Below are 20718 nucleotides of genomic sequence, written 5' to 3'. Positions count from 1 at the left end.
AAAAGAGGGTGAATGATATGGTTAAAGTAATAGGAATCGGCGATAATGTCGTAGATAAATATGTTCATATTAAAACGATGTACCCGGGCGGAAATGCCTTGAACTTCAGTGTGTTTGCAAAAAAATTAGGCTTTGAAGCCGCGTTTATTGGAACATTCGGTGATGATGCCGAGGCCGAGCATGTTCAGCGTGTGGTCAATGAAATCGGCATCGATGTCTCGCATTGCCGTCATTTTAGCGGAGAAAATGGCTGTGCCCGCGTTACCTTGGAGGATGGCGACCGGGTTTTCCTCGGCAGTAATGATGGAGGGGTGACACGCGAATATTTACTGGAGCTGACAGAAGACGATAAAGCCTATATTCAAGAATTTTCGCTTATCCATACAGGGCTGTACAGTCATACGGGCCATATTTTAACAGAACTAAGCGCTCTCGGAGTGCCGCTATCATTTGACTTTTCCGATGATTTCCAGCAGGAACAGATTGACCAATTTATTTCTGATGTCAATTATGGATTTTTCTCCTGCAGTCACTTGTCTGAAGAAGAGGCCAAACAATTATTAAAGGCCAATTTTGCAAAAGAGGGGCAAATTCTCTTGGCAACCCGCGGCAGTGAGCCGGCGATTGCCTTCGACGGGGCAAACTACTATTATCAAGCTCCGGAATATGTCAAAGCCGTGGACACAATGGGAGCGGGCGATTCGTTTATTACTGCGTTTCTGCTTTCTTTGATCACAGGTCATGACATTCAAACAGCGATGAAAGAGGCGGCCGGGTTTGCGGCGAAGAGCTGTCTTGTAGAAGGATCGTTTGGCTATGGTGTGCGTTATCAGTAACATGATTGATTCCTTCTTGTGATAGAACGAAAGCTCTGGTACTCTTTTCATAAGAGTAGATAACGTTTTAAACAAGAAGGGGAACATAATGTTAAACGCGGACCATCAAGAACCATTATATATTCAATTGAAAAAAGCCATTCAAGCTGCCATTTTAAATGATCAATTTCAGCAGGGGGAAAAAATCCCCACTGAAGTAGAATTAAGTGAGCGGTACGATGTTAGCCGAATTACCGTCCGTAAAGCGGTCGAAGAGCTGGTTAAGGAAGGTTACTTAGTGAAGAGGCAAGGGAAAGGTACGTTTGTCAGCCTTCGAAAAATTGACCGCAAAATCGAATTTGATCATGTCATGGGCTTTACCGCGGCTTGTCAGGCCAATGGGTTAAGTTCGCACAGCGTCGTGACGAAAAAAGAACTGATCAAGCCTGATGCTGCTCTTCGTCAGCTGCTGCAATTGGCGAAGGATGAAAAGGTGCTCTATATTCAGAGGAAAAGATATGCCGGCGATGCCCCGCTGATGCTGGAAAATAACTATTATCCCGGTACCCGCTTTCGCTTTCTGCTGGAGGAGGCGTTGGAGGGGTCACTCTATGATTTGCTGCGGGAAAAGTATGGAATCAGTCCGGAGCAATCGGGAAAAACCACTTTAGAAATCGTGTTAGCCGATGAAGAAAAGGCTCAGCTGCTGGAAACATCGATTGGGAAGCCTTTGTTCTTGATGAAGACCGTTATTTTTGACCAAAACAACGATCCGGTACATGTCGGCAAACAGTATATTATCGGTGACCGCTATCAGTTTACGTTGTAGTTAATGATGTTTTGAATAAGCGCGGGATTAGCACACACTCGGCATTGTTGGAGCCCGCGCGATGGAAAGTTGTTGAGTTGTCTCGGTCCCCAATAGGCTGGATAGGCGCCCGCGCGGCCGATAATTTGATCAGTTCGGTCCCCAATAGACGTTGTTGGAGCCCGCGTGATGGAAATCTGAGTTGCCTTGGTCACCAATAGACCGGATAGGTGCCCGAGCGCGGGAAAATTTGTGCCGCCCTGGTCGACAATAGCATCGATCAGCATAACGTTCCATATCGTTATGCTAAACTAAATCTATTTTTTCAAAAATGACAGCGTTTTAATAAAGGAGATCATCATATGCCTCATATAAAACGTCAACAAATTGCGGGAATGAATATTCACTATCTGTTCTATTCACTGGATTAATACGGGAAAGGGGGCTGGTGTCCGAATCAGTACCTAAATATTCCTAAAAGTATTTCTAAATAGTAGCAAGGCTGAACTATCTATGCTTTACCATTACCAATAGGAAGAAGTTGCTTGTATGACAAATACTGTATCGGATGAGACGCTGCAACATACCGAGGCTGCAAATAGCCGAACGGCAGACATTGTCCTAATTTCAAATCATATTTTTTCAAGCGAGCCGGATGCAGAAGAACCGTTTGCCGGGTTTATTGCGATTCAAGGTAACAAAATTGCCGCTGTTGGCGCACAAGATGATGAGGCTCAGCAATGGATTGGTCAGGAAACAAAGGTGTACCAACTCGGGGAACAGCTTGTGATGCCGGGCATTCATGACAACCATGTGTTTTTCACCGGATACATGTCGATGCATCGAGGTGTTGATTTATCAGGCATCACAACGGTTGAGGAAGCATTGCAGCGGTTGATCGAGTCCGCCGTTATCCTCGATTCGGAACAAAATCTGTATGCCTATGGTTGGGATCAGGAAACCTGGGGCGGCAAACCGGAACAGCGCCTCCTTGATGAAGCTTTTCCGGACAGGCCGGTGATTGCCATTAACCGCACGAAAAGCTTTGTTTGGATGAATCAAAAGGCGATCGACCAATATCATTTTACACCGGAAAATTGCAGTGCCGAGGCGAGGGCCCATTTATTAAAAGACATGCTGCAGGACCAGAAGCAAGTGAAGCAGGAATTCCTGGACTTCTGTCAGCTGCTGGCATCCCGTGGGGTCACCTCAATTAAGGATATTGGGTTTGATCAATATGACCTGCTACCGGTATTAACCGAGCTAAAATCGGAAGAGCGCCTGCCATTAAGGGTCCACTTTGCCTTGGAACCTGTCTTGGAACCTCTTAATCTCGAAGTCGGGCAAACCTATCAAGCCCAATATTGCGATGACCACCTCCATTTTCAAGGTTTTAAAATAATGATCGATGGTGTCGTCGCTGACCATACCGGCGATATGCTCGAGCCATATGCCGACATGCCCGGAGTCAAAAGTTTACTGGATATTGATTATCAAAAGATTGAAGAGTTGGTGTTACAGGCGGACAAGCTGGGGCTCAAATGCTGTTTGACTGCGGAGGGCGACGCGGCCATTCGCCAGGCAGTATCCATTTTGGAAAAATGTCGCCAAGTCAATGGTCAGCATGATGTCCGCCATTCGCTTAGCGATCTAGAGTTTCCTCATCCGGACGATTTAAAGCGAATGGGTGAGCTGGGGGTATTTGCTGAGGTTTATGCCCAAGTGCTGCTGCTGAATCCTTCGTATCAGGAGGCTTATATGGCAGCGGTTGTCGGAAAGGAAAAAGAACATCGCTTTTACGATTATCGCGCGATGCTGGATGCAGGGATTACGGTTACCGCCGGAACCGATTTGCCGCTGTTCATTACCAGTGTTCCGGATTCTATTTATGCCGCTAACAAGCGCTTGTTCCCTGATGGCTCACCAGAGGGAGGCTGGTTCCCGGAGCGGGGCATGCCGATCCCGGAGCTTCTAAAAGCATGGACGATTAACGGGGCGAAGCATCATCAGATGGAGGACCAAACGGGCTCGCTTTCGGTCGGGAAATATGCCGATCTTGCCGTGTTTGACCGGAATTTATTTACCACTGATGCCTCCGAAGTCCGCGCTGCCAAGGTGGTTTTGACGATTGCTGATGGAAAAATTGTTTATGATCTCATAAAAGAGAACGAATGAAAGTGTTTCTTAGTTTTCGGTAATACGTTATAAAACGTTATTTTAAAAGGAAATGGGGAACTGCCATGGAAGCAAATCAATTGCAAGCAACATTCGAGGAAAAACAGCCACAAAAAACGGAAAAACGAAAAAAATGGACGCTGCCACATAGCTACACACTTATTTTTCTGATTATAATTGCTGTCGCCCTGTTGACCTGGATTATTCCGAGCGGTCAATTTGACCGTAAAGATGTAACCGTCGACGGAACAACAAGAAGTGTCATTGTTCCGGGAACATTCCACACCATCCCGAAAACAGGAGAAAATGGTGATTTACGCCAAGGTCTTTCAGGCATCCTTAGCGCACCGATGGAAGGTGTCATCAATGCCGCTGATGTCGTCGCCTTTGTGTTGGTTGTCGGTGGAGCATTTGGGATTATTTTAAAAACAGGTGCGATTGACAGGGGACTGGTCGCCCTTGCCGGCCGATTGAAAAATAAAGGGATTCTCGTCATCCCGATTGCGATGATCATTTTCAGCTTAGGCGGATCAACGTTTGGGATGAGTGAAGAAACCATCCCGCTTTATGCCATCTTTATTTCATTAATGTATGTTCTACAATTTGATTCGATCACGGCGATTCTGATTCTATTTTTAGGGACGCAAATCGGCTATGTCGGTTCGACACTCAATCCGTTTTCCGTCCTGATTGCTCAGGGCGTGTCCGGAATTGAAGGAAATCCGCAATTATGGCTTCGCTTTATCGAGTGGATTGTCTTCACCGGAGTTTCGATTGCGTTTACGATGTGGTATGCCAACAGAGTACGGAAGCATCCGGAGAAGTCGGTTGTTTATAAAAATGACCTGGAAAATCGCGACCGCTTCATCAAAGCCGATGATGGGCAGGATATTACTTTCTCTTTCAGAGATAAATTGATTTTGTCAGGCTTTGTCGTTGCACTTGGCTTAATTGTTTGGGGCATTCTTGCCAAAGGCTGGTATATGACAGAAATCGGTGCGATTTTTGTCGCCTTAGGTTTATTTGCCGGTATCGTTGCGAAAATGAATCAAAAGGAAATGGCCGAGAACTTTGTTCAAGGCTGCGCTGACTTCGTCTACGCGGCCGTGATTATTGGACTGGCCCGCGGAATCCTTGTAATTGCTGATAACGGGATGATCATTGACACGATTTTGAATACATTGGCCGGCTGGATGCAGGGGCTTCCAAAATTCGCCTTTACGACGATCATGTTGCTGGCACATAATCTGATTACCTTCTTTGTTCCATCGTCATCAGGCGAGGCTGCCCTAACGATGCCAGTCATGGCCCCATTAGCGGAGCTCGTCGGGATTAACCGCGAAGCAGCGGTTACCGCCTACCAATTTGGTAACGGGTTAACGAACCTTATTTCGCCAACCGGCGGTGTGCTGTTAGCAGGCTTAGCCATTGCCCGCATCAGCTTTGGCCAATGGCTGAAATTAATCATGAAGCTTTTCCCGATCCTCTGGGTCATCGCAGCCATTTTCGGAGCCATCTCGGCTTATGTTGGGATGTAAGTAATGCTGGCTTTCAAAGCGACAGAGAATTAGGCTTATGTAAAAAATAAAGCTAGTACAAAAAAGTAGGGAGCAACGTCTCTCTACTTTTTTATGTATTTCTTTTTACTGATAACTGTAGTGTTTCACCAAATTATGTTCCAAAAATTTGCTGAAGTCCTCTGATGCCATTGGCTTGGCGATATAATATCCCTGAATTTCATTACAGCCCATTTCTCCTAACACGCGAAGCTGGTCATCGGTTTCGACACCCTCGGCGACGACTTTAAAGTCTAAGGATTGGGCCAAAGAAATAATCGAACGAATGATAGCGGCATCTTGATGATTGAAAAAAATATCCTTTATAAAGGAACGGTCGATTTTTAAAAAGTTAATTGGAAGGGATTTAATATAACTTAAAGATGAGTATCCGGTTCCAAAATCATCTAATGAAATGGTGACGCCAAATTGTTGTAAGTGCTGTAATTTTTGAATTGTATCCTCAATATTGTAAAGCGCAATTCTTTCGGTAATTTCCAGATTCAGGGACTGCGGCTGGAGGGAGTTTTCCCTGATAATTTGTTCGATCATTTTTGTGAAATCATTTTGTAAAAATTGGATACTGGAGATATTGACGCAAACATGCAGATCAGAATACCCCATCTTCTGCCATTCCAAGACTTGCCGGCTGGCTTCTTCCAAAACCCATTTTCCGATCGGAATAATTAAACCAGTCTCCTCGGCAACCGGGATAAATTCATCCGGGGAAACATTCCCCAAAACAGGATCGTTCCATCTTAACAGCGCCTCTAAGCCGGTAATTTGATTTAAATGCAAGTCGAACTTCGGCTGGTAAAAAACTTTCAGCCGCTTCTCCTCCAACGCTTTGCGTAATCCTTGCTCCAGTAACAGCCGGCGATTGGCTGCTTCAACAAATTTCGCACTATAAAACTGATATTTGTTGCGACCTGTCTCTTTGGCAAAATGCAAAGAAGAACTTGCTTTTTGTAAAGAAACCTCGAGCGAATCTTCCTCTTGAATATTGACAATTCCGATGCTAGCAGACAGGCGGATTTCTATTTTTCCAAAGTGAATCGGCTTTGAAAATTCCATTAATATTCGATTTGCTAATTCTTTTGCCTGGTCAGGGAGTGTTTCCGGCAGGTAAAGGATGAAATCGTCGCCCCCTGATCGTACAGCAGTACCGCCTGGTTCTATCAAAGACAGCAGCTTTTCGGCAACGAGTTTAAGTATCTGATCACCAAATGGGTGCCCATAGGAATCATTGATCAGTTTAAACCGGTCCAAATTAAAGAACATTAAACAAGCGGGTATTCTGTTTATCTTATTCTCTTCGAACTGTTTCGTTAAACGGTGGCTAAAATAATTCAAATTATATAGTCCGGTTAAGGAATCGTGAAAGGCGATATATTCCAAGTCTGCTTTTGCTTCTCCTAATTGCCGTTCCAGCTCCTTTTGCCTCCCCAGTTCCCGATTATTCCGCTTCACAAGTTGACCGACAATAACCGTAATTAGGACATTAACCAAAATCAGCTCTGCTAACGTGATTAGTCCTTGACTGACAATCCCGCTAGGTTGAAGTGATTCAGTCAAAAGAAAGAGCAGCGAACCTGCCCCTGTTGAAAGAATTCCATATTTACTGCCATGTAAAAAAGTTAAAAACAATGTTGGAATTAAGTAAAGAAACCAAAGGATATTATGAAAATAAAGGTCATTAAAGTCTATTAAATCCAACAGAGCAGGAAAACCATAAAATAGGATGATAAATAGCCATGTTTTCACAGGAACTTTGAAGAGTTGAATGGATAGGAAATTTGACATTTTGGCAACCCTCCTTAGGGGAATAGCTCAGCAATTACCTCTAAGGGTAAAAATTTCCTCAGCTTATGTCAAAAGTATATGAAGTTTGTAGAATAATGTCAATGATTGTCACGGACCTAACACAAAATGTTCAAAGTAACATTGGCGTAACTTCGACTCAATTTGGCGACCCACGCCGCCACTTCTAACAAAATTCATTGCTTCATATATTAATAGGAAAGTGCAGATGGAGGTGGTTGGCGGCATGGATATTTTGTACAAGAATGATCTTTTAGAGACCATTATTGATTGTGCCTATGAGTGGATTGTCGTGGTGAATACGGAAGGCAGGATCGTTTATATTAATCAGGGATACTGCCAATTTCTTGAAATTGACAGAGGAGATGCACTCGGACGTCATGTGGCCAAGGTGATTGAGAATTCAAGGATGCATATCGTCGCGCAAACAGGAAAAGAAGAGATTGCTGATCTGCAGTATATCAAAGGAAATTATATGATTGCCAACCGGATTCCGCTGTTTTCCAATGGGCGATTGATTGGCGCGTTAGGCACTGTTATTTTTCGCGACACAAAGGAATGGAACAGGATGAATTCGCATATTAAAAGCCTGCTGCCAAAGCTGCAAACGTATTTGCAGGACTGGAATGAAAATAACGGTGCGAAATATACACTTCATGATATTCAAACGGTGTCTCCGTCCATGATGGAATTAAAGGAAAAAGTGAAAAGCATAGCATCAGGTAATATTTCAGTATTGATTCGCGGCGAAAGCGGCACTGGCAAGGAACTGTTTGCCCACAGCATTCACTGTTTGAGCCCGCGGAGTCATCAGCCGTTTATCAAGGTCAACTGCGGCGCGATTCCCGAGCACTTATTGGAATCAGAGCTGTTCGGGTATGAAGAAGGGGCGTTTACCGGGGCGAAAAAGGGCGGCAAGAAAGGAAAGTTCGTGCTGGCTCACGGGGGAACGATTTTCCTTGATGAAATTGGGGACATGCCTCTAAATATGCAGGTGAAGCTACTTCGTGTGCTTCAGGAAAAAGAAGTCGAGCCAGTTGGTTCACTGAAGCCGATCCCTGTTGATGTTCGGGTGATTGCCGCGACCAACCGTCCATTGGAAAAAATGATTGAGGAGAAGCGATTCCGCGAGGACCTATTTTACCGAATTCATGTCATCCCCTTTAAAATCCCTCCGTTACGCGAGCGGCCGGAGGATATCCCTCATTTGACGGATTATTTTCTTGAAAAAATCTCACGGCGTGCTGGAAAACGGATCACAACGATTGATGATGAGGTTCGCCGCTTGTTTAATCGCTATCATTGGCCGGGAAATTTGCGGGAGCTTGAAAATGTAGTCGAGGCGGCGATCCATCTTGCGGATGGCGAAAGAATAACCCTGTCTTCCTTACCCGAGTCGCTGACTGGCGATCCGAAAGTGCTGATCGGTCAGCTGTCGTTAAAGGAGATTCTAGAGGAGACCGAAAAGCGGATTATCGAGCGGACACTGGAACAGTATCACCAGGACAAACTGGAAGCCGCCAAAGCTCTCGGCATCAGCAAATCAAGCATCTATGAAAAAATTAAGAAATACCGGCTTGAAGATTAAAAATCGTTGGGCAAGCAGCCATGGACTGCCTGCCCAATTTTTCTTTGATAATAGTAATTGGGAAAACTGGAAGTGGTCCATGTATCTGTGCCCATGGCAATAGCTAATTTCGGTTAAACAGCCTGGCTCTAAGTGCTCGAAGCAGCAGCATTTATCATAAATATACACTGAATTTATATGAAACGGTAAGGCGATTTTGGAGTACTTTATTAAAATAACATTATTCAACTTCTGAAAAGTCTATTTTCGTTGCAGTACATGGATCCGCTGAATGCAAGTTATTTTCTTAAAATAGAAATAATTTATAGATTATCAGTCTAAGTGCCTAAAAATATGGTAAATTAGTAATTGGATTTTATTTTTAGAATAGGAGGAATGGAACATGAGTAATTTACAGACAAAACTTGGGGGCAGCATAAATAAAATCCAAGATTCCCTGCAACAAGGGAAGCAAAAGTTTCAGACTGTTCAGGAAATGAGCCAGTATAAAAAGGAGATTCAGGACATTTCCGCAGCGCGGAGCAGTCTGATTTTAAAACTTGGCGAAGAAGCTTATCAAAAAATTCGTACCGGGGAACTTTCAGATTCGAAACTTCACGGTTATGTTGTTGAGATTGCAAACCTAGACAGCCAAATCTATCAAGCGCAAAAGGCGCTGGAAGAGTTAAACCAAAAAAGCGCCACTAAAACATGTACAAACTGTGGAACAACGATTGATCATGATGATAAGTTCTGCGGATACTGCGGCCAAAAGCAGGAAACGGCCACTGATATGAATCGACAAGCTGAACTTGTCACTTGTCCGACATGTGAAGAACAAATTCCCGCAAATGGCAGCTTCTGTCCTTGCTGCGGCAGCCGTCTGGTTTTGTAGGAGGTTTACAGAATGTATTGTAAAAGCTGTGGGGCAGAAAATCCTGCATCTGCCAATTATTGCTCCCACGACGGGGCCTTTTTGAAAAATCATAATGTGAAATATCGGAAACAAGAGCAAAGCTCCAGCTATTGTCCCCAATGTGGGGGAACGGTTTCGACCCTCGCCAACTATTGTCAACATTGTGGTCAAAGCTTGGGGAAGTATGTAACTGAAAAAAGTAATGCTCCAACCATCATGAAAGATCCAACAAGACTCACACCGACAATGCCTAAGCTGGGGAAATGGCCTGTCATAAGTTTTCAACAGATCAAACAAGCGGTTATTCCTGCTCTGCTGGCTATTGTTATTGTTTTTGCCATTTCCTTTTTCATGATGAAATCAACTGAAAAGCTGTATAGCAACCTGATGAATGAAGCCATGTCGGATTCTGAGATCTCCAATTTGGTTGGTTCGGATGTAAAACTGCTTACGGGTAAATTTATTGGTGTGACCGATATCATGATGATGGCGAACCTGCAAAATCCTAACCTTACCGTAAAGGCGGGAGGGGACTTGGGCTTTGATGAGGGAAGTTTTTCCGTTGATGCACTGGCGAAAAACGGATATTTGCCCTATTTATTAATCCCGTTTATCGGGCTGTTTGCCGCAGGGATCTGGGCCGGCCGGAAAACAAGGGGAGAGGATTTAGCCAGACGCCTGACTGACGCCGCAGGGATTGCGATTATTTATGCACTTGTCTGCACGGTCATTTCCTTCTTTGCCGGATTCTCGCACGAAGTCAATATGAGCCAGATGGGAATGAAGTTTTCTCTTAGCATTGATACCCATTATTCCTTTATTAAAACATTGCTGATGACGTTATTGATCGGCTGTTTATTTAGTGGTTTTGGTATTTTATTTTCTACTAATTTTAGAAAAATCACCGGGCATCTTAGCGAGAAGCTTCCTTTTGGAGAGTCCATCCACCAGGCAATTGCCGTTCCATTTAGGGGGATTCTTATTTTCTTCGTGATCATTTTGGTGATGTTAGTAAGTCAAGTTGCCAAACTTAAAGAGGAATTAGGCTTTGAATTGGATGGTACGCCATTAGAAGAGCTGTTGAACAAAAGCTATTCGCTGATTGCCGCTTCGTCCGTTCAATTGGGAACCTATTTGTGGAATTTGCTTCATTTTGCCTCATTGACCTTTAGTGGGGGGGAGGATAAGAATACGGGCGCGATTTCATATCATCTTTTATCCGGATTCCACTTGAAAGGCGCAGCTGCCGATTCTGATTTTGAAGCGATTGCCAGCTTTATGGCAACGAATGACGTTGGAATGTATTTAAAGTTTGCTCTTATTATTCCAATCATCCTGCTGGTTTGGGCGGGATTCCGTATTGCCAAACAGCCAAATGTGGTTAAGAATCTAGTTGTTTTCAGCGTTGTGTATGCGGTGATGATGATGGGACTGGCATCGTTCTCCGACATTGGTTTTTCGCTCACTAGCAAGGACAATGGGGATCCCTACAACATGTCGATGATGCTCGGATTTAGTCCATTTAGCACCTTGATTTTCAGTTTTATTTTTTCCTTTATTTGTGCCTATGGCGGTTCATGGCTTTATAAACTTCGGATGAAGCAATAGAAAGCAAGTAAGACTTTTTTAAAAATATTTCACCATCAGATCGAAGGAAGTGTAACAGTATGGAAAGTTGTCAAAACTGTGGACATAAATTAAATCCCGGGCAAAAATTTTGCCCAAAATGTGGTGCGGTGCAAAAACGGGAAGCGGCAGCACCGCCTCCTTCCGCCCCACAAAATCGTTCACGGGAAGAAAACCGTAAAGGGCCGTCTTTTTTTCGCTCGAAAAAGTTTAAGGTTCTTGCCGCAGTCATTGTCATCCTGGCAATTGGAATGATTGGCGCCTATCAATATATCGCTTCAACCATGACACCTGGAAAAATTCAAGCACAATTTGTAGATGCCGTGAAAAAGCAGAATGTCAAGGAAATGAAACAGATTTTAAACAAAAATCAAACGGAACTGGATCTTACGGATGACGTTATTTCCGATTTTCTTATGTATTTAAAAAAACACCCGGATGTTTATACCAAAACGGTGTTACAATTGAAAAAGGATGCAGGAAAATTAGCCGTTAACAAGGACTATGATGATCGGAAAAGACCAGTCAGCCTTGTCCGCGACGGAAAAAAATGGCTGGTATTCGATTACTATGCCATCAATGTCAAGCCGTATGCGGTTAAACTGGAAACCGATCAAGATCCTGTTGAGATTTCGATCAATGGAAAAGCAGTCGGCAAGATTAGCAAAAGCAATGACACCTTTGGTCCATACTTGTTAAGTGATATCGAGATCAAAGCGACGTATAAGGGCGAGTATATGAATGTCGTGAAAACCGAGTCTATCGATCCATATGAAGAGGATGGTCAAAATAAAGAGGGGATTCAAAACATTAACGTGGAGCTGGATTTATCAGGAAATACCGTAACAGTTTCCTCGAATAATGAGGATGCCCTTTTATATGTAAACGGCAAATCGACCAGAAAGAAAATTAAAGATATTGAGGAATTTGGCCCGGTTAAAACGGACGGATCGATGAAATTGCAGGCCGTCTATCAATTGGGTTCGCACACCGTGAAAAGTCCGGAAGAACCGATTACCTCTGATGGCCAGGAAGTGTACCTGGAAATTCCGGCCACTGATTTTGTTGGTGATTATGCCGGCAATGATGAATATTCCGGATATGACGAGGATATGGGATATATTGACGGCGACAAAGAAGCCATTGCCCAAGCCGTCCGTGATCATTATAACTATATTTCAAGCGGCAATTATGAGGAAGCGTATGACTTATTTTCTTCGAAAAAACAACTCAACTATAATCAATGGAAACACGGTGTTGAAAAAAATTACCGAAATATAGTAGAGATTTCAAACATCGAGCAAATTGATGAAACAAACGCCAAGGTATCGCTAACCTTAACATCTTACGACCGGAAGTCTAGCGGTAAAACATTAGTTCAAAAGTTTGGAGGGACATGGAGTCTTATTTATCAGGATGGGCGTTGGCTGCTCAATGCATCCAAGATTAAACCACAAGGTTCCTATACGACGAATGAATAGGATGGATAGAAGAAAAAAACAGAAAAAATCAGCCTGGATATTATTGCTGGTTGCCGTCGTCCTGCTGGGCGGGCTGGCCTTTCAGTTTTATCATCAGAAACAGGTGACTAAATTGGCGGAGCAGCAAAAACAACAGTCGGCAGAAAAAAATAAATCTGCTGCTAACAAAGAGGAAAACGGGAAGAAGCAAAAGTCAAGTCCGGCAACTGCTGCGAAAAAAGACAAGGAGCCCGCTGCGGGCAAAAAGCAGTCGACTGCGGAAAAGGTAGACAAACTGTTAAAACAGATGACTTTACAGGAAAAAGTCGGGCAGATGTTTATGGTGGGGTTTCAGAGTACAGAAGAAGATCAAACTATTCAAACCATGATTCGTAAACAAAAAGTCGGCGGGGTGATTTTGTTTGATCGTAACATGCAATCGCCTGAACAGGTGGCGGAGCTTACAAACCGGCTAAAACAGGAAGCAGCGAAGAACGATGTTTCACTTCCACTCATGATTGGCCTTGATCAGGAAGGCGGCCCAGTGTTACGTATGCGCGATCGCGTTTCACCGATCCCCTCGCAGCAAAGGCTCGGAAGGACAGCAAGTCCCGAACAGGTATATAAGGTGGCCCGGTTAAACGGTACCGAACTTGCTGCGATGGGGATTCAGGTTGACTTCGCACCGGTTCTGGACTTGTCTGCCAATGATGAACGGTCATTTGGCCGTGATCCCGGAAAAACGACGACACTGGGACTTGAGGCAGTGAAAGGTTTAAATGCTGCTCATGTTACCGCCTCACTGAAGCATTTTCCAGGAAACGGCCGAGTCGTCGTGGATCCGCACTTGGATGAATCGATTGTAAAGGCCGATAAAGCGACGCTGGAAAACGTCGATATGGTTCCGTTCAAGCGAATGATGGAAAAACAAGCGGAACAGCAATTTTTCGTCATGGTCACTCATGTAAAGTACCCGGCCTTCGACGCAAAAATGCCGGCCAGCATCTCCAGGACGATTATTCAAGATGTTCTTCGCGGCCAGCTGGGGTATCAAGGAATTGTTGTCACGGACGATCTGGACATGGGAGCCGTGAGTAAATACTATTCCTATGATCAGCTGGGATACATGGCGGTAAATGCCGGTGCAGATCTGTTGTTAGCCTGTCATGAATACGACCATCAGTTGAAATTGTATCAGGGTATTCTTCAAGCAGTTCAGGACGGGAAACTCAGCGAGGAGCGGATCAATGAGTCGGTGAAACGCATTCTTACTTATAAATTGGAGCATGTCTCAAATGATCCGGTTTCACCGGCTAAAGCCAGCCAAATCGTCCGCAGCCCGGAACATGTTGAGCTAATGGAAAGCATAACGAAATAAGTACTATTGGACAGGAGATCACACATCTCCTGTTTTTTTTACCGGATAGAAGCGGAGCACTACGGAATCCGTCGAAGTTATTTTTCCGCGGCAGAGGGTTGTTAAAGGGAATTGAGAAGCCCTCTAAAGTGGCTTTTCTGCACCAAAGGGCTGTCTCCTCCTTGAAAATTAAATTTTTTAAAGAGATTAGATAGAACGAATTGGTGTACCGGGGAAATGCAATATAAAAATCAAACCTTGAAAAAAGAGCCCCCTGGGAATTCCTAAACGAGATTTCCACAAATCTGGAATCTTTTCCGAAATTCTGGAAGGTTCGTTACACTAAAGTATGTAGACGTTTACAATCATTGTGGTATTCGTCCATTCCAGCTTTCCGGACAGGATCCATCACAAGCATAGCCACCATTACGAGTATTTAGCTGTTTCATAGATTGGCACAGTGCTTGCATAAATATAGACAAGGCAATCTAAAAAGGGGGAGATTTTTCAGGCAAAAAGGAAACCGAAAAACAGGAAATGCCGGCTGGTTAGAGGTGGAACGAAAGATCATTTCGCTAAGGGGGAAACGGAATGCTAAGCATGATTGGTCTTATCGGAGGTTTACTTCTCTTAATCTACTTAACGATGAAGGGGATGAATTTGCTCATTGCCGGGCCGCTTTGTGCCTTGTTCGTGGCGGTCTTGAGCGGTTTACCATTGTTTCCGCAGCAGGTCGGCCAAGGGGAAGCCAATTTAGTGACAAATTACATGGGCGGCTTTTCTGGATTTGTGACGTCATGGTATTTGATGTTCCTTTTAGGATCGATTTTTGGAAAGGTCATGGAAGACAGCGGGGCCGCTGACAGCGTATCGAAGTGGGTCGTTGAAAAATTAGGGATGAAGCATGCAGTGCTTGCGGTTGTTGCCGCCTGTGCAATTTTAACCTATGGCGGCGTTAGTTTATTTGTCGTCGCTTTCTCGGTCTATCCAATGGCCTTGAGCCTGTTCAAGCAGGCAGATCTGCCACGTCGCTTTATCCCGGCGGCACTGGCCCTCGGATCGGTGACGTTTACGATGACGTCCGCTGGGTCGCCGGAAATTCAGAACTGGATTCCGATTGAGTATCTTGGAACTTCGCCATATGCCGGCTGGGAAGTCAGCTTGATTGTTGCCGTCTTTATGGCGGTGTTTGGTTACTGGTGGCTGAAGCGGATGATTAAAAAAGCGGTTGCCAGGGGGGAGAGGTTCATTACCCGTGACAACGATCCGAAGGTGGAGGATAAGAAGCTGCCGAATCCACTGACTGGCTTAATTCCATTATTAGTGGTTCTGATTATTTCCTTTGTTTTTCACGATACGCTGAAACAATCGGCGCTTATTATTGCCTTGTTAGGCGGGGTGATCGCGACTTATTTATTGAATCGCAGCTATTTTAAATCATTTTGGAACGCGGTTTCCGATGGAACGATGGGCGCTTTGGTGGCAATTGGTAATACCGCCGCGGTTGTTGGCTTTGGCGGCGTTGCCCAAGCGGTCCCCGCTTTCAAAACCGCAGTTGAGGCAATGACTAGCATTCCAGGAAGCCCCCTCATTGGCGGTGCGATTGCCGTCAGCGTGATTGCTGGGATGACTGGTTCTGCTTCTGGCGGGCAGGCTATTGCCTTGCCGCTGTTGGCTCCGCATTATATGGATATGGGCGTTAACGCCGAGGCACTGCATCGGACTGTGGCGATTTCCTCGGGTGCGCTTGATTCCCTGCCCCATAATGGCTATGTGGTAACGACCATCCGCTCCATTTGCGGCGAGTCCCATCAGGATGCGTATGGCGCTGTTGGCGCCTTAACGGTGATTGTTCCGGCCATTGGCGTGGCGATTGCGATTGTTCTGTTTTCACTTGGATTGGGCATTTAAGTTTGCCTGGTTTACAGGAGTAGTTTACTGCCGCTAAATCTAGGTTTACAGTTGTTTCACAATGGGTTACTGCCTGGATGTGCTTGGTTTACTGTCTTATAACTCTGAGTTACTGTCGTAAAACATTGGAATACTGTCGGATGGACTTGTATTACTGTCTTATAACTTTAATTTACTGGAGCAAAACATTGGCTTACTGTCGCTAACGCTAGATTAACTGTCGTGGAGCCCCGAATTACTGGCTTATAACCTTGATTTACGCCACAAAATATTGATTTACTGTCACTAACCTGTTTGGCTGGTTTGTTGGCTACAAAGGAAAGCTTCTAAGGGGGATCAGCCAATCGGCCAGCCCAATTTAGGAAGGAAGGTTGTTTTTCCATGGTGGAAAATAAGGTCGTTTTTATTACCGGTGCGGCTCGGGGCATTGGTTTCGAGATGGGAAAACTTTTTGCCGAAAACGGCGCCAATGTGGTGTTAACCGATTTAGAAAAAATAGCAGTAGAGGAGTCCGCAGCTTCACTGCAAGATGCCGGTTTAACAGCCATAGGGCTAAAATGTGATGTCACGAATGAACAAGAATTGAAGCAAGCCCTAGCCGAAACCATTGAGCAATATGGCCGCGTTGATGTTCTAATAAATAATGCCGGTCTGCAGCATGTGGCCCCGATCGAGGAATTCCCTAAGGAAAAATTTCAATTGCTGCTTTCGGTCATGTTGACGGCGCCTTTCATCGCGACCCAGCAGGTTTTCCCGATTATGAAAAAACAAAAATCCGGTCGGATCATCAATATGGCCTCGATCAATGGCTTGGTTGGATTTGCCGGAAAAGCTGCCTATAACAGCGCCAAGCATGGGGTGATTGGCCTAACGAAGGTGGCGGCGCTGGAAGGGGCGGAGCACGGAATTACCGTCAATGCAGTCTGTCCTGGATATGTTGACACTCCGCTCGTCCGCAACCAGCTAGCCGACCTTGCCAAAACTCGAAATATTCCAGTGGAGCGGGCCCTCGAGGACGTCATTTTTCCACTCGTACCGCAAAAAAGACTACTTAGTGTTGCTGAAATTGCCAATTACGTGATGTTTCTTGCCAGTGAAGAGGCGAAGGGGATCACTGGCCAAGCCTGCGTTATCGACGGCGGCTACACGGCCCAATAAGTATGTTGGAAGCCTTGTGCTTCCTATTTTTTTACATGTCTTCCAAAAGAGTGAGTTCGTGAAATATTGGACTAAAACCACCGAGGGCTTAAGAAAACGGCTGCCAATATAACGGGGGTGTAGACCCAAAAGGAGAAAGTGAGCCGCTAGTCCTCCTGGAGCGTTCATGAGAACAGAAAGTGAGGAAAAAGTGCGTTGCTAGTTCTCATAGAGCGTTCATGAGAACAGAAGGCGAAGAAAAAGCCCATCTCCAGTTCTCATAAGGCTATGACCATCCACTTGTGGTCTCAAAGTTAAGGATTTCTTAAGATTCTCCCGCTAAAATGTGAAATAGTTAAGCAAACATGCTTGAATTGGGAGGATTAGAATGAAAAAGAATTATATAAAGATGGTACTCGATTTACTGATGGCGATTACTTTTGTGTTACTGATGAATCCAAGGGTTTTAAACGGGCTACCGTTTCACGAGATTGCCGGTTTGGTGATCGGGGTGGCCATTTTGACACATATCGGATTGAACTGGCGCTGGGTAATCAATACAACGAAAAAGATTTTTACTCCCAAGCTCCCTGGGAAAACAAGATTGAGCTATTTGTTAAACATCTTGCTATTAATTTTGATGGCGACTGTGATTATCTCCGGTATCTTCATTTCGCGGGTGGTTTTTCCAAACCTCGCTGTTGAAGGTTGGCACTCGCTTCGGGGAATCCACAGTTTTTCGGCTGATGCAACTTTGGCATTAGTTGGTCTGCATATTGCCCTGCATTGGCAATGGGTGATGAGCATTTGTAAAAAAGCATTGAAAACGAAGGAAGGAAAACTGCGCAAGGGTATCCTTGCATCCGTTATTCTGTCACTGGCCATCTTGGCTGGAGGAATGCAATGGTATGCTTCGACAGCGACTCCAAGTATGGGAGAATTCTATCCAAAACAATTTCAACAAAGCGACGCGGGGCCATCCTTTAATAATGGCAACAACACGGGAAACTCGACGTTTTCGCATCAAGGGCCGCCACCTAATGGAGATTTTCGTGACGGCAAATTTCACGGAAAAGATGGACATGGCGGCAGCAATAACCCATTTCTTGAAATGTTGAACTATTTCGCGATTTGGGCAGTGATCATCATCCCTGCTTACTTTGTGGAAAAACGAATCCTAAGGAGTAAACGCAAACCAAAAGAGGTTCAGCCTAAACTATCTTGAAGACGTGCTCTTTGCTTTTCGAATTTGTGCCACCTAAATTTTGTCGACCCTTCGACAGAATACTAGGTGGCAAAGTTATACTTGAAAATCATGACTCTTTTGTTTTAAAATAATCATATGGTTCGAATTTTCAAAATTAATCAAAAACAGACGACGAAATTTTTTTACACAAAACATACTAACTGGTCAGTCAGTAAAAAAAATAAGGAGGCATAACATGGACTTTTCTTATTCACTGAAGGTACAGGAACTGCAAAAAAAGTTGAATGCATTTATGGATGAGTATGTTTATCCGAATGAGGCCGTATACGAACAGCAGGTAAACGAGCAGAAGGACCGCTGGAGCGCCGTTCCGCCAATCATCGAAGAGCTGAAGGAGAAAGCAAAGCAAGCCGGTTTATGGAACTTGTTTTTGCCGGAAAGCGAGTATGGGGCCGGGCTAACGAATGTGGAGTATGCCCCATTGTGTGAAATTATGGGGAGGTCGATGATCGGACCTGAAATCTTTAATTGCAATGCTCCGGATACGGGAAATATGGAAGTACTGGTCCGATACGGAACAGAGGAGCAAAAACAACAATGGTTAATCCCGCTGTTAAATGGGGAGATCCGCTCCTGTTTTTCAATGACCGAACCGGCGGTTGCGTCCGCTGATGCCACAAATGTCGAAGCGGATATTCGTAGAGAAGGCGACGAGTACGTGATCAATGGACGCAAATGGTGGTCGTCGGGCGCGGGCGATCCCCGATGCAAAATCGCTATTTTTATGGGAAAAACGGATCCAACCGCGAAAAAACATGAGCAGCAGTCGATGATTTTGGTTCCGCTGGATACGCCGGGGGTCAAAATTGAACGGATGGTTCCGGTTTTTGGATATGACCACGCGCCGCACGGCCATGGAGAGATCACCTTCGAAAACGTACGGGTTCCCGTTGACAATATTCTTTGGGGTGAAGGCAAGGGGTTTGCGATTGCTCAAGGTCGTTTAGGTCCAGGCAGAATTCATCACTGTATGAGATTAATAGGTGCCGCGGAACGGGCATTGGATCTTTTATGCGAACGTGTACTCAAGCGTGTTGCATTTGGAAAGCCATTAGCTGAACAAGGCGTGATCAGAGAGTGGATTGCTGATTCCCGGATTGAAATAGAACAAGCCAGGCTGTTGACACTGAAAGCCGCCTACATGATGGATACGGTGGGAAATAAAGTCGCAAAATCGGAAATTGCGATGATCAAAGTCGTTGCCCCATCGATGGCGCTTAGAGTGCTGGACCGGGCGATACAGGCCTTTGGCGGTGCCGGTGTTTCTGATGATTTCCCGCTGGCTGCCCTTTGGGCGAATGCCAGGACTCTTCGGATTGCCGATGGGCCGGACGAGGTTCACCGTGCTTCCGTAGCCAAATATGAACTGAGAAAGCATCTATCGTAGGCAGGATGAATAGGTTAAAAGAATAGCAGGGATAGTTAGCAAAGAGCATCTGTCATAGCTTAAATTAGTAGATTAACAGGAAAGAGGGATGGGTATGAAGGTATTGGAGTTGTTTGACTTAACCGGAAAAACGGCAATTGTGACTGGCGGCGGCCGCGGTCTGGGGGCTCAGATTGCGGAGGGCTATGCTGAGGCCGGTGCCAATGTCGTGGTTTGTTCAAGAAAAGTCGAGGCCTGCGAAGAAACGGCAGCCCGCCTTTCCGATTTGGGGGTGAAGGCATTGGCATTAAAATGCGACATCACCAGTCCTGACGATGTACAACATGTTGTTGAGAAAACCTTAGCAGAATTTGGTTCGATTGACATCCTCGTCAACAATAGCGGGGCCACCTGGGGGGCGCTTGCAGAGGAGATGCCGCTGGAAGCCTGGGAGAAGGTGATAAACGTTAATGTCACCGGTACCTTTTTAATGAGTCAGGCTGTAGGGAAAGTGATGATTGGGCAAAAGTCCGGAAAAATCATTAATATTGCCTCCGTAGCAGGGCTTGGCGGTACCGATCCAAGAGTGATGAACACGATTGGCTATAACACCAGTAAGGGTGCCGTCATTACGATGACCAAGGATCTTGCGGTGAAATGGGGACAGCATAATATCAATGTTAACGCCATTGCTCCCGGCTTTTTCCCGACGAAAATGTCTAAGGTAATTATTGAACATGGAAAAAATCCAATTCTCGAAGCGACACCACTCCGGCGATTTGGCTCGGACGATGATTTGAAGGGAGCCGCCTTATTCCTGGCATCCAATGCCTCCAACTACATCACCGGGAATGTCCTGATCGTCGACGGCGGCACCCATGCGCGAGGTTAACAGATTGATCGGTGGCTGCGTCTTCCGAAAGGAGGGAACCTCAA

General features: G+C 45.1%; 15 protein-coding genes. 14 read left to right on the top strand and 1 reads right to left on the bottom strand.

Annotated elements, in window-relative coordinates; all coding sequences use genetic code 11:
- The first annotated feature begins 17 nt into the window (after positions 1 to 17).
- From JK635_RS21265 to JK635_RS21250, 4 genes are all read left to right on the top strand, one after another.
- Complete coding sequence (locus JK635_RS21265; protein WP_202655932.1) at positions 18 to 836, top strand: fructoselysine 6-kinase; 819 nt, start codon at positions 18 to 20, stop codon at positions 834 to 836.
- An 88-nt stretch (positions 837 to 924) separates the two neighbouring features.
- Positions 925 to 1644 (top strand): GntR family transcriptional regulator, encoded by a 720-nt coding sequence (locus tag JK635_RS21260; RefSeq protein WP_202655931.1) that lies wholly within the window; start codon positions 925 to 927, stop codon positions 1642 to 1644.
- Between the two features lie 528 nt (positions 1645 to 2172).
- Positions 2173 to 3798, top strand: coding sequence for an amidohydrolase (locus tag JK635_RS21255; RefSeq protein ID WP_202655930.1), 1626 nt, complete (start codon positions 2173 to 2175; stop codon positions 3796 to 3798).
- Positions 3799 to 3863: 65 nt separating this feature from the next.
- Complete coding sequence (locus tag JK635_RS21250) at positions 3864 to 5336, top strand: YfcC family protein (RefSeq protein WP_202655929.1); 1473 nt, start codon at positions 3864 to 3866, stop codon at positions 5334 to 5336.
- Between the two features lie 105 nt (positions 5337 to 5441).
- Here JK635_RS21250 and JK635_RS21245 read toward each other — a convergent pair whose 3' ends face one another.
- Positions 5442 to 7157 carry a putative bifunctional diguanylate cyclase/phosphodiesterase gene (locus JK635_RS21245; protein ID WP_202655928.1) on the bottom strand — a complete coding sequence of 572 codons (1716 nt, stop codon included), beginning with the start codon at positions 7155 to 7157 and terminating at the stop codon, positions 5442 to 5444.
- Between the two features lie 244 nt (positions 7158 to 7401).
- Here JK635_RS21245 and JK635_RS21240 point away from each other — a divergent pair, with 244 nt between their 5' ends.
- The 10 genes from JK635_RS21240 (at position 7402) to JK635_RS21195 (ending at position 20674) form a co-directional block, all read left to right on the top strand.
- On the top strand, positions 7402 to 8763 hold the full coding sequence (locus JK635_RS21240; protein ID WP_202655927.1) for a sigma-54 interaction domain-containing protein: 1362 nt from the start codon (positions 7402 to 7404) through the stop codon (positions 8761 to 8763).
- Between the two features lie 382 nt (positions 8764 to 9145).
- On the top strand, positions 9146 to 9637 hold the full coding sequence (locus JK635_RS21235; protein WP_202655926.1) for a zinc ribbon domain-containing protein: 492 nt from the start codon (positions 9146 to 9148) through the stop codon (positions 9635 to 9637).
- 12 nt (positions 9638 to 9649) lie between these two features.
- On the top strand, positions 9650 to 11266 hold the full coding sequence (locus JK635_RS21230; RefSeq protein WP_202655925.1) for a zinc ribbon domain-containing protein: 1617 nt from the start codon (positions 9650 to 9652) through the stop codon (positions 11264 to 11266).
- A gap of 59 nt (positions 11267 to 11325) precedes the next feature.
- Positions 11326 to 12765 carry a zinc ribbon domain-containing protein gene (locus JK635_RS21225; RefSeq protein WP_202655924.1) on the top strand — a complete coding sequence of 480 codons (1440 nt, stop codon included), beginning with the start codon at positions 11326 to 11328 and terminating at the stop codon, positions 12763 to 12765.
- 1 nt (position 12766) lies between these two features.
- Positions 12767 to 14122 (top strand): beta-N-acetylhexosaminidase, encoded by a 1356-nt coding sequence (gene nagZ, locus JK635_RS21220; RefSeq protein WP_202655923.1) that lies wholly within the window; start codon positions 12767 to 12769, stop codon positions 14120 to 14122.
- 570 nt (positions 14123 to 14692) lie between these two features.
- On the top strand, positions 14693 to 16012 hold the full coding sequence (locus JK635_RS21215; protein ID WP_202655922.1) for a GntP family permease: 1320 nt from the start codon (positions 14693 to 14695) through the stop codon (positions 16010 to 16012).
- A 381-nt stretch (positions 16013 to 16393) separates the two neighbouring features.
- Positions 16394 to 17170, top strand: a complete 777-nt coding sequence (locus JK635_RS21210) for a 3-hydroxybutyrate dehydrogenase (RefSeq protein ID WP_202655921.1) — start codon at positions 16394 to 16396, stop codon at positions 17168 to 17170.
- 367 nt (positions 17171 to 17537) lie between these two features.
- Positions 17538 to 18374 carry a DUF4405 domain-containing protein gene (locus JK635_RS21205; protein ID WP_202655920.1) on the top strand — a complete coding sequence of 279 codons (837 nt, stop codon included), beginning with the start codon at positions 17538 to 17540 and terminating at the stop codon, positions 18372 to 18374.
- Between the two features lie 217 nt (positions 18375 to 18591).
- Complete coding sequence (locus JK635_RS21200; protein ID WP_202655919.1) at positions 18592 to 19803, top strand: acyl-CoA dehydrogenase; 1212 nt, start codon at positions 18592 to 18594, stop codon at positions 19801 to 19803.
- Between the two features lie 94 nt (positions 19804 to 19897).
- Positions 19898 to 20674, top strand: a complete 777-nt coding sequence (locus tag JK635_RS21195) for an SDR family oxidoreductase (protein WP_202655918.1) — start codon at positions 19898 to 19900, stop codon at positions 20672 to 20674.
- The last annotated feature ends 44 nt before the right edge of the window (positions 20675 to 20718 follow it).

The organism is Neobacillus paridis (assembly GCF_016765675.1).
GTDB lineage: Bacteria > Bacillota > Bacilli > Bacillales > Cytobacillaceae > Neobacillus > Neobacillus paridis.
Note: the sequence above shows the minus strand (reverse complement) of the source record. Positions and strands in the feature narration are given on the sequence as shown.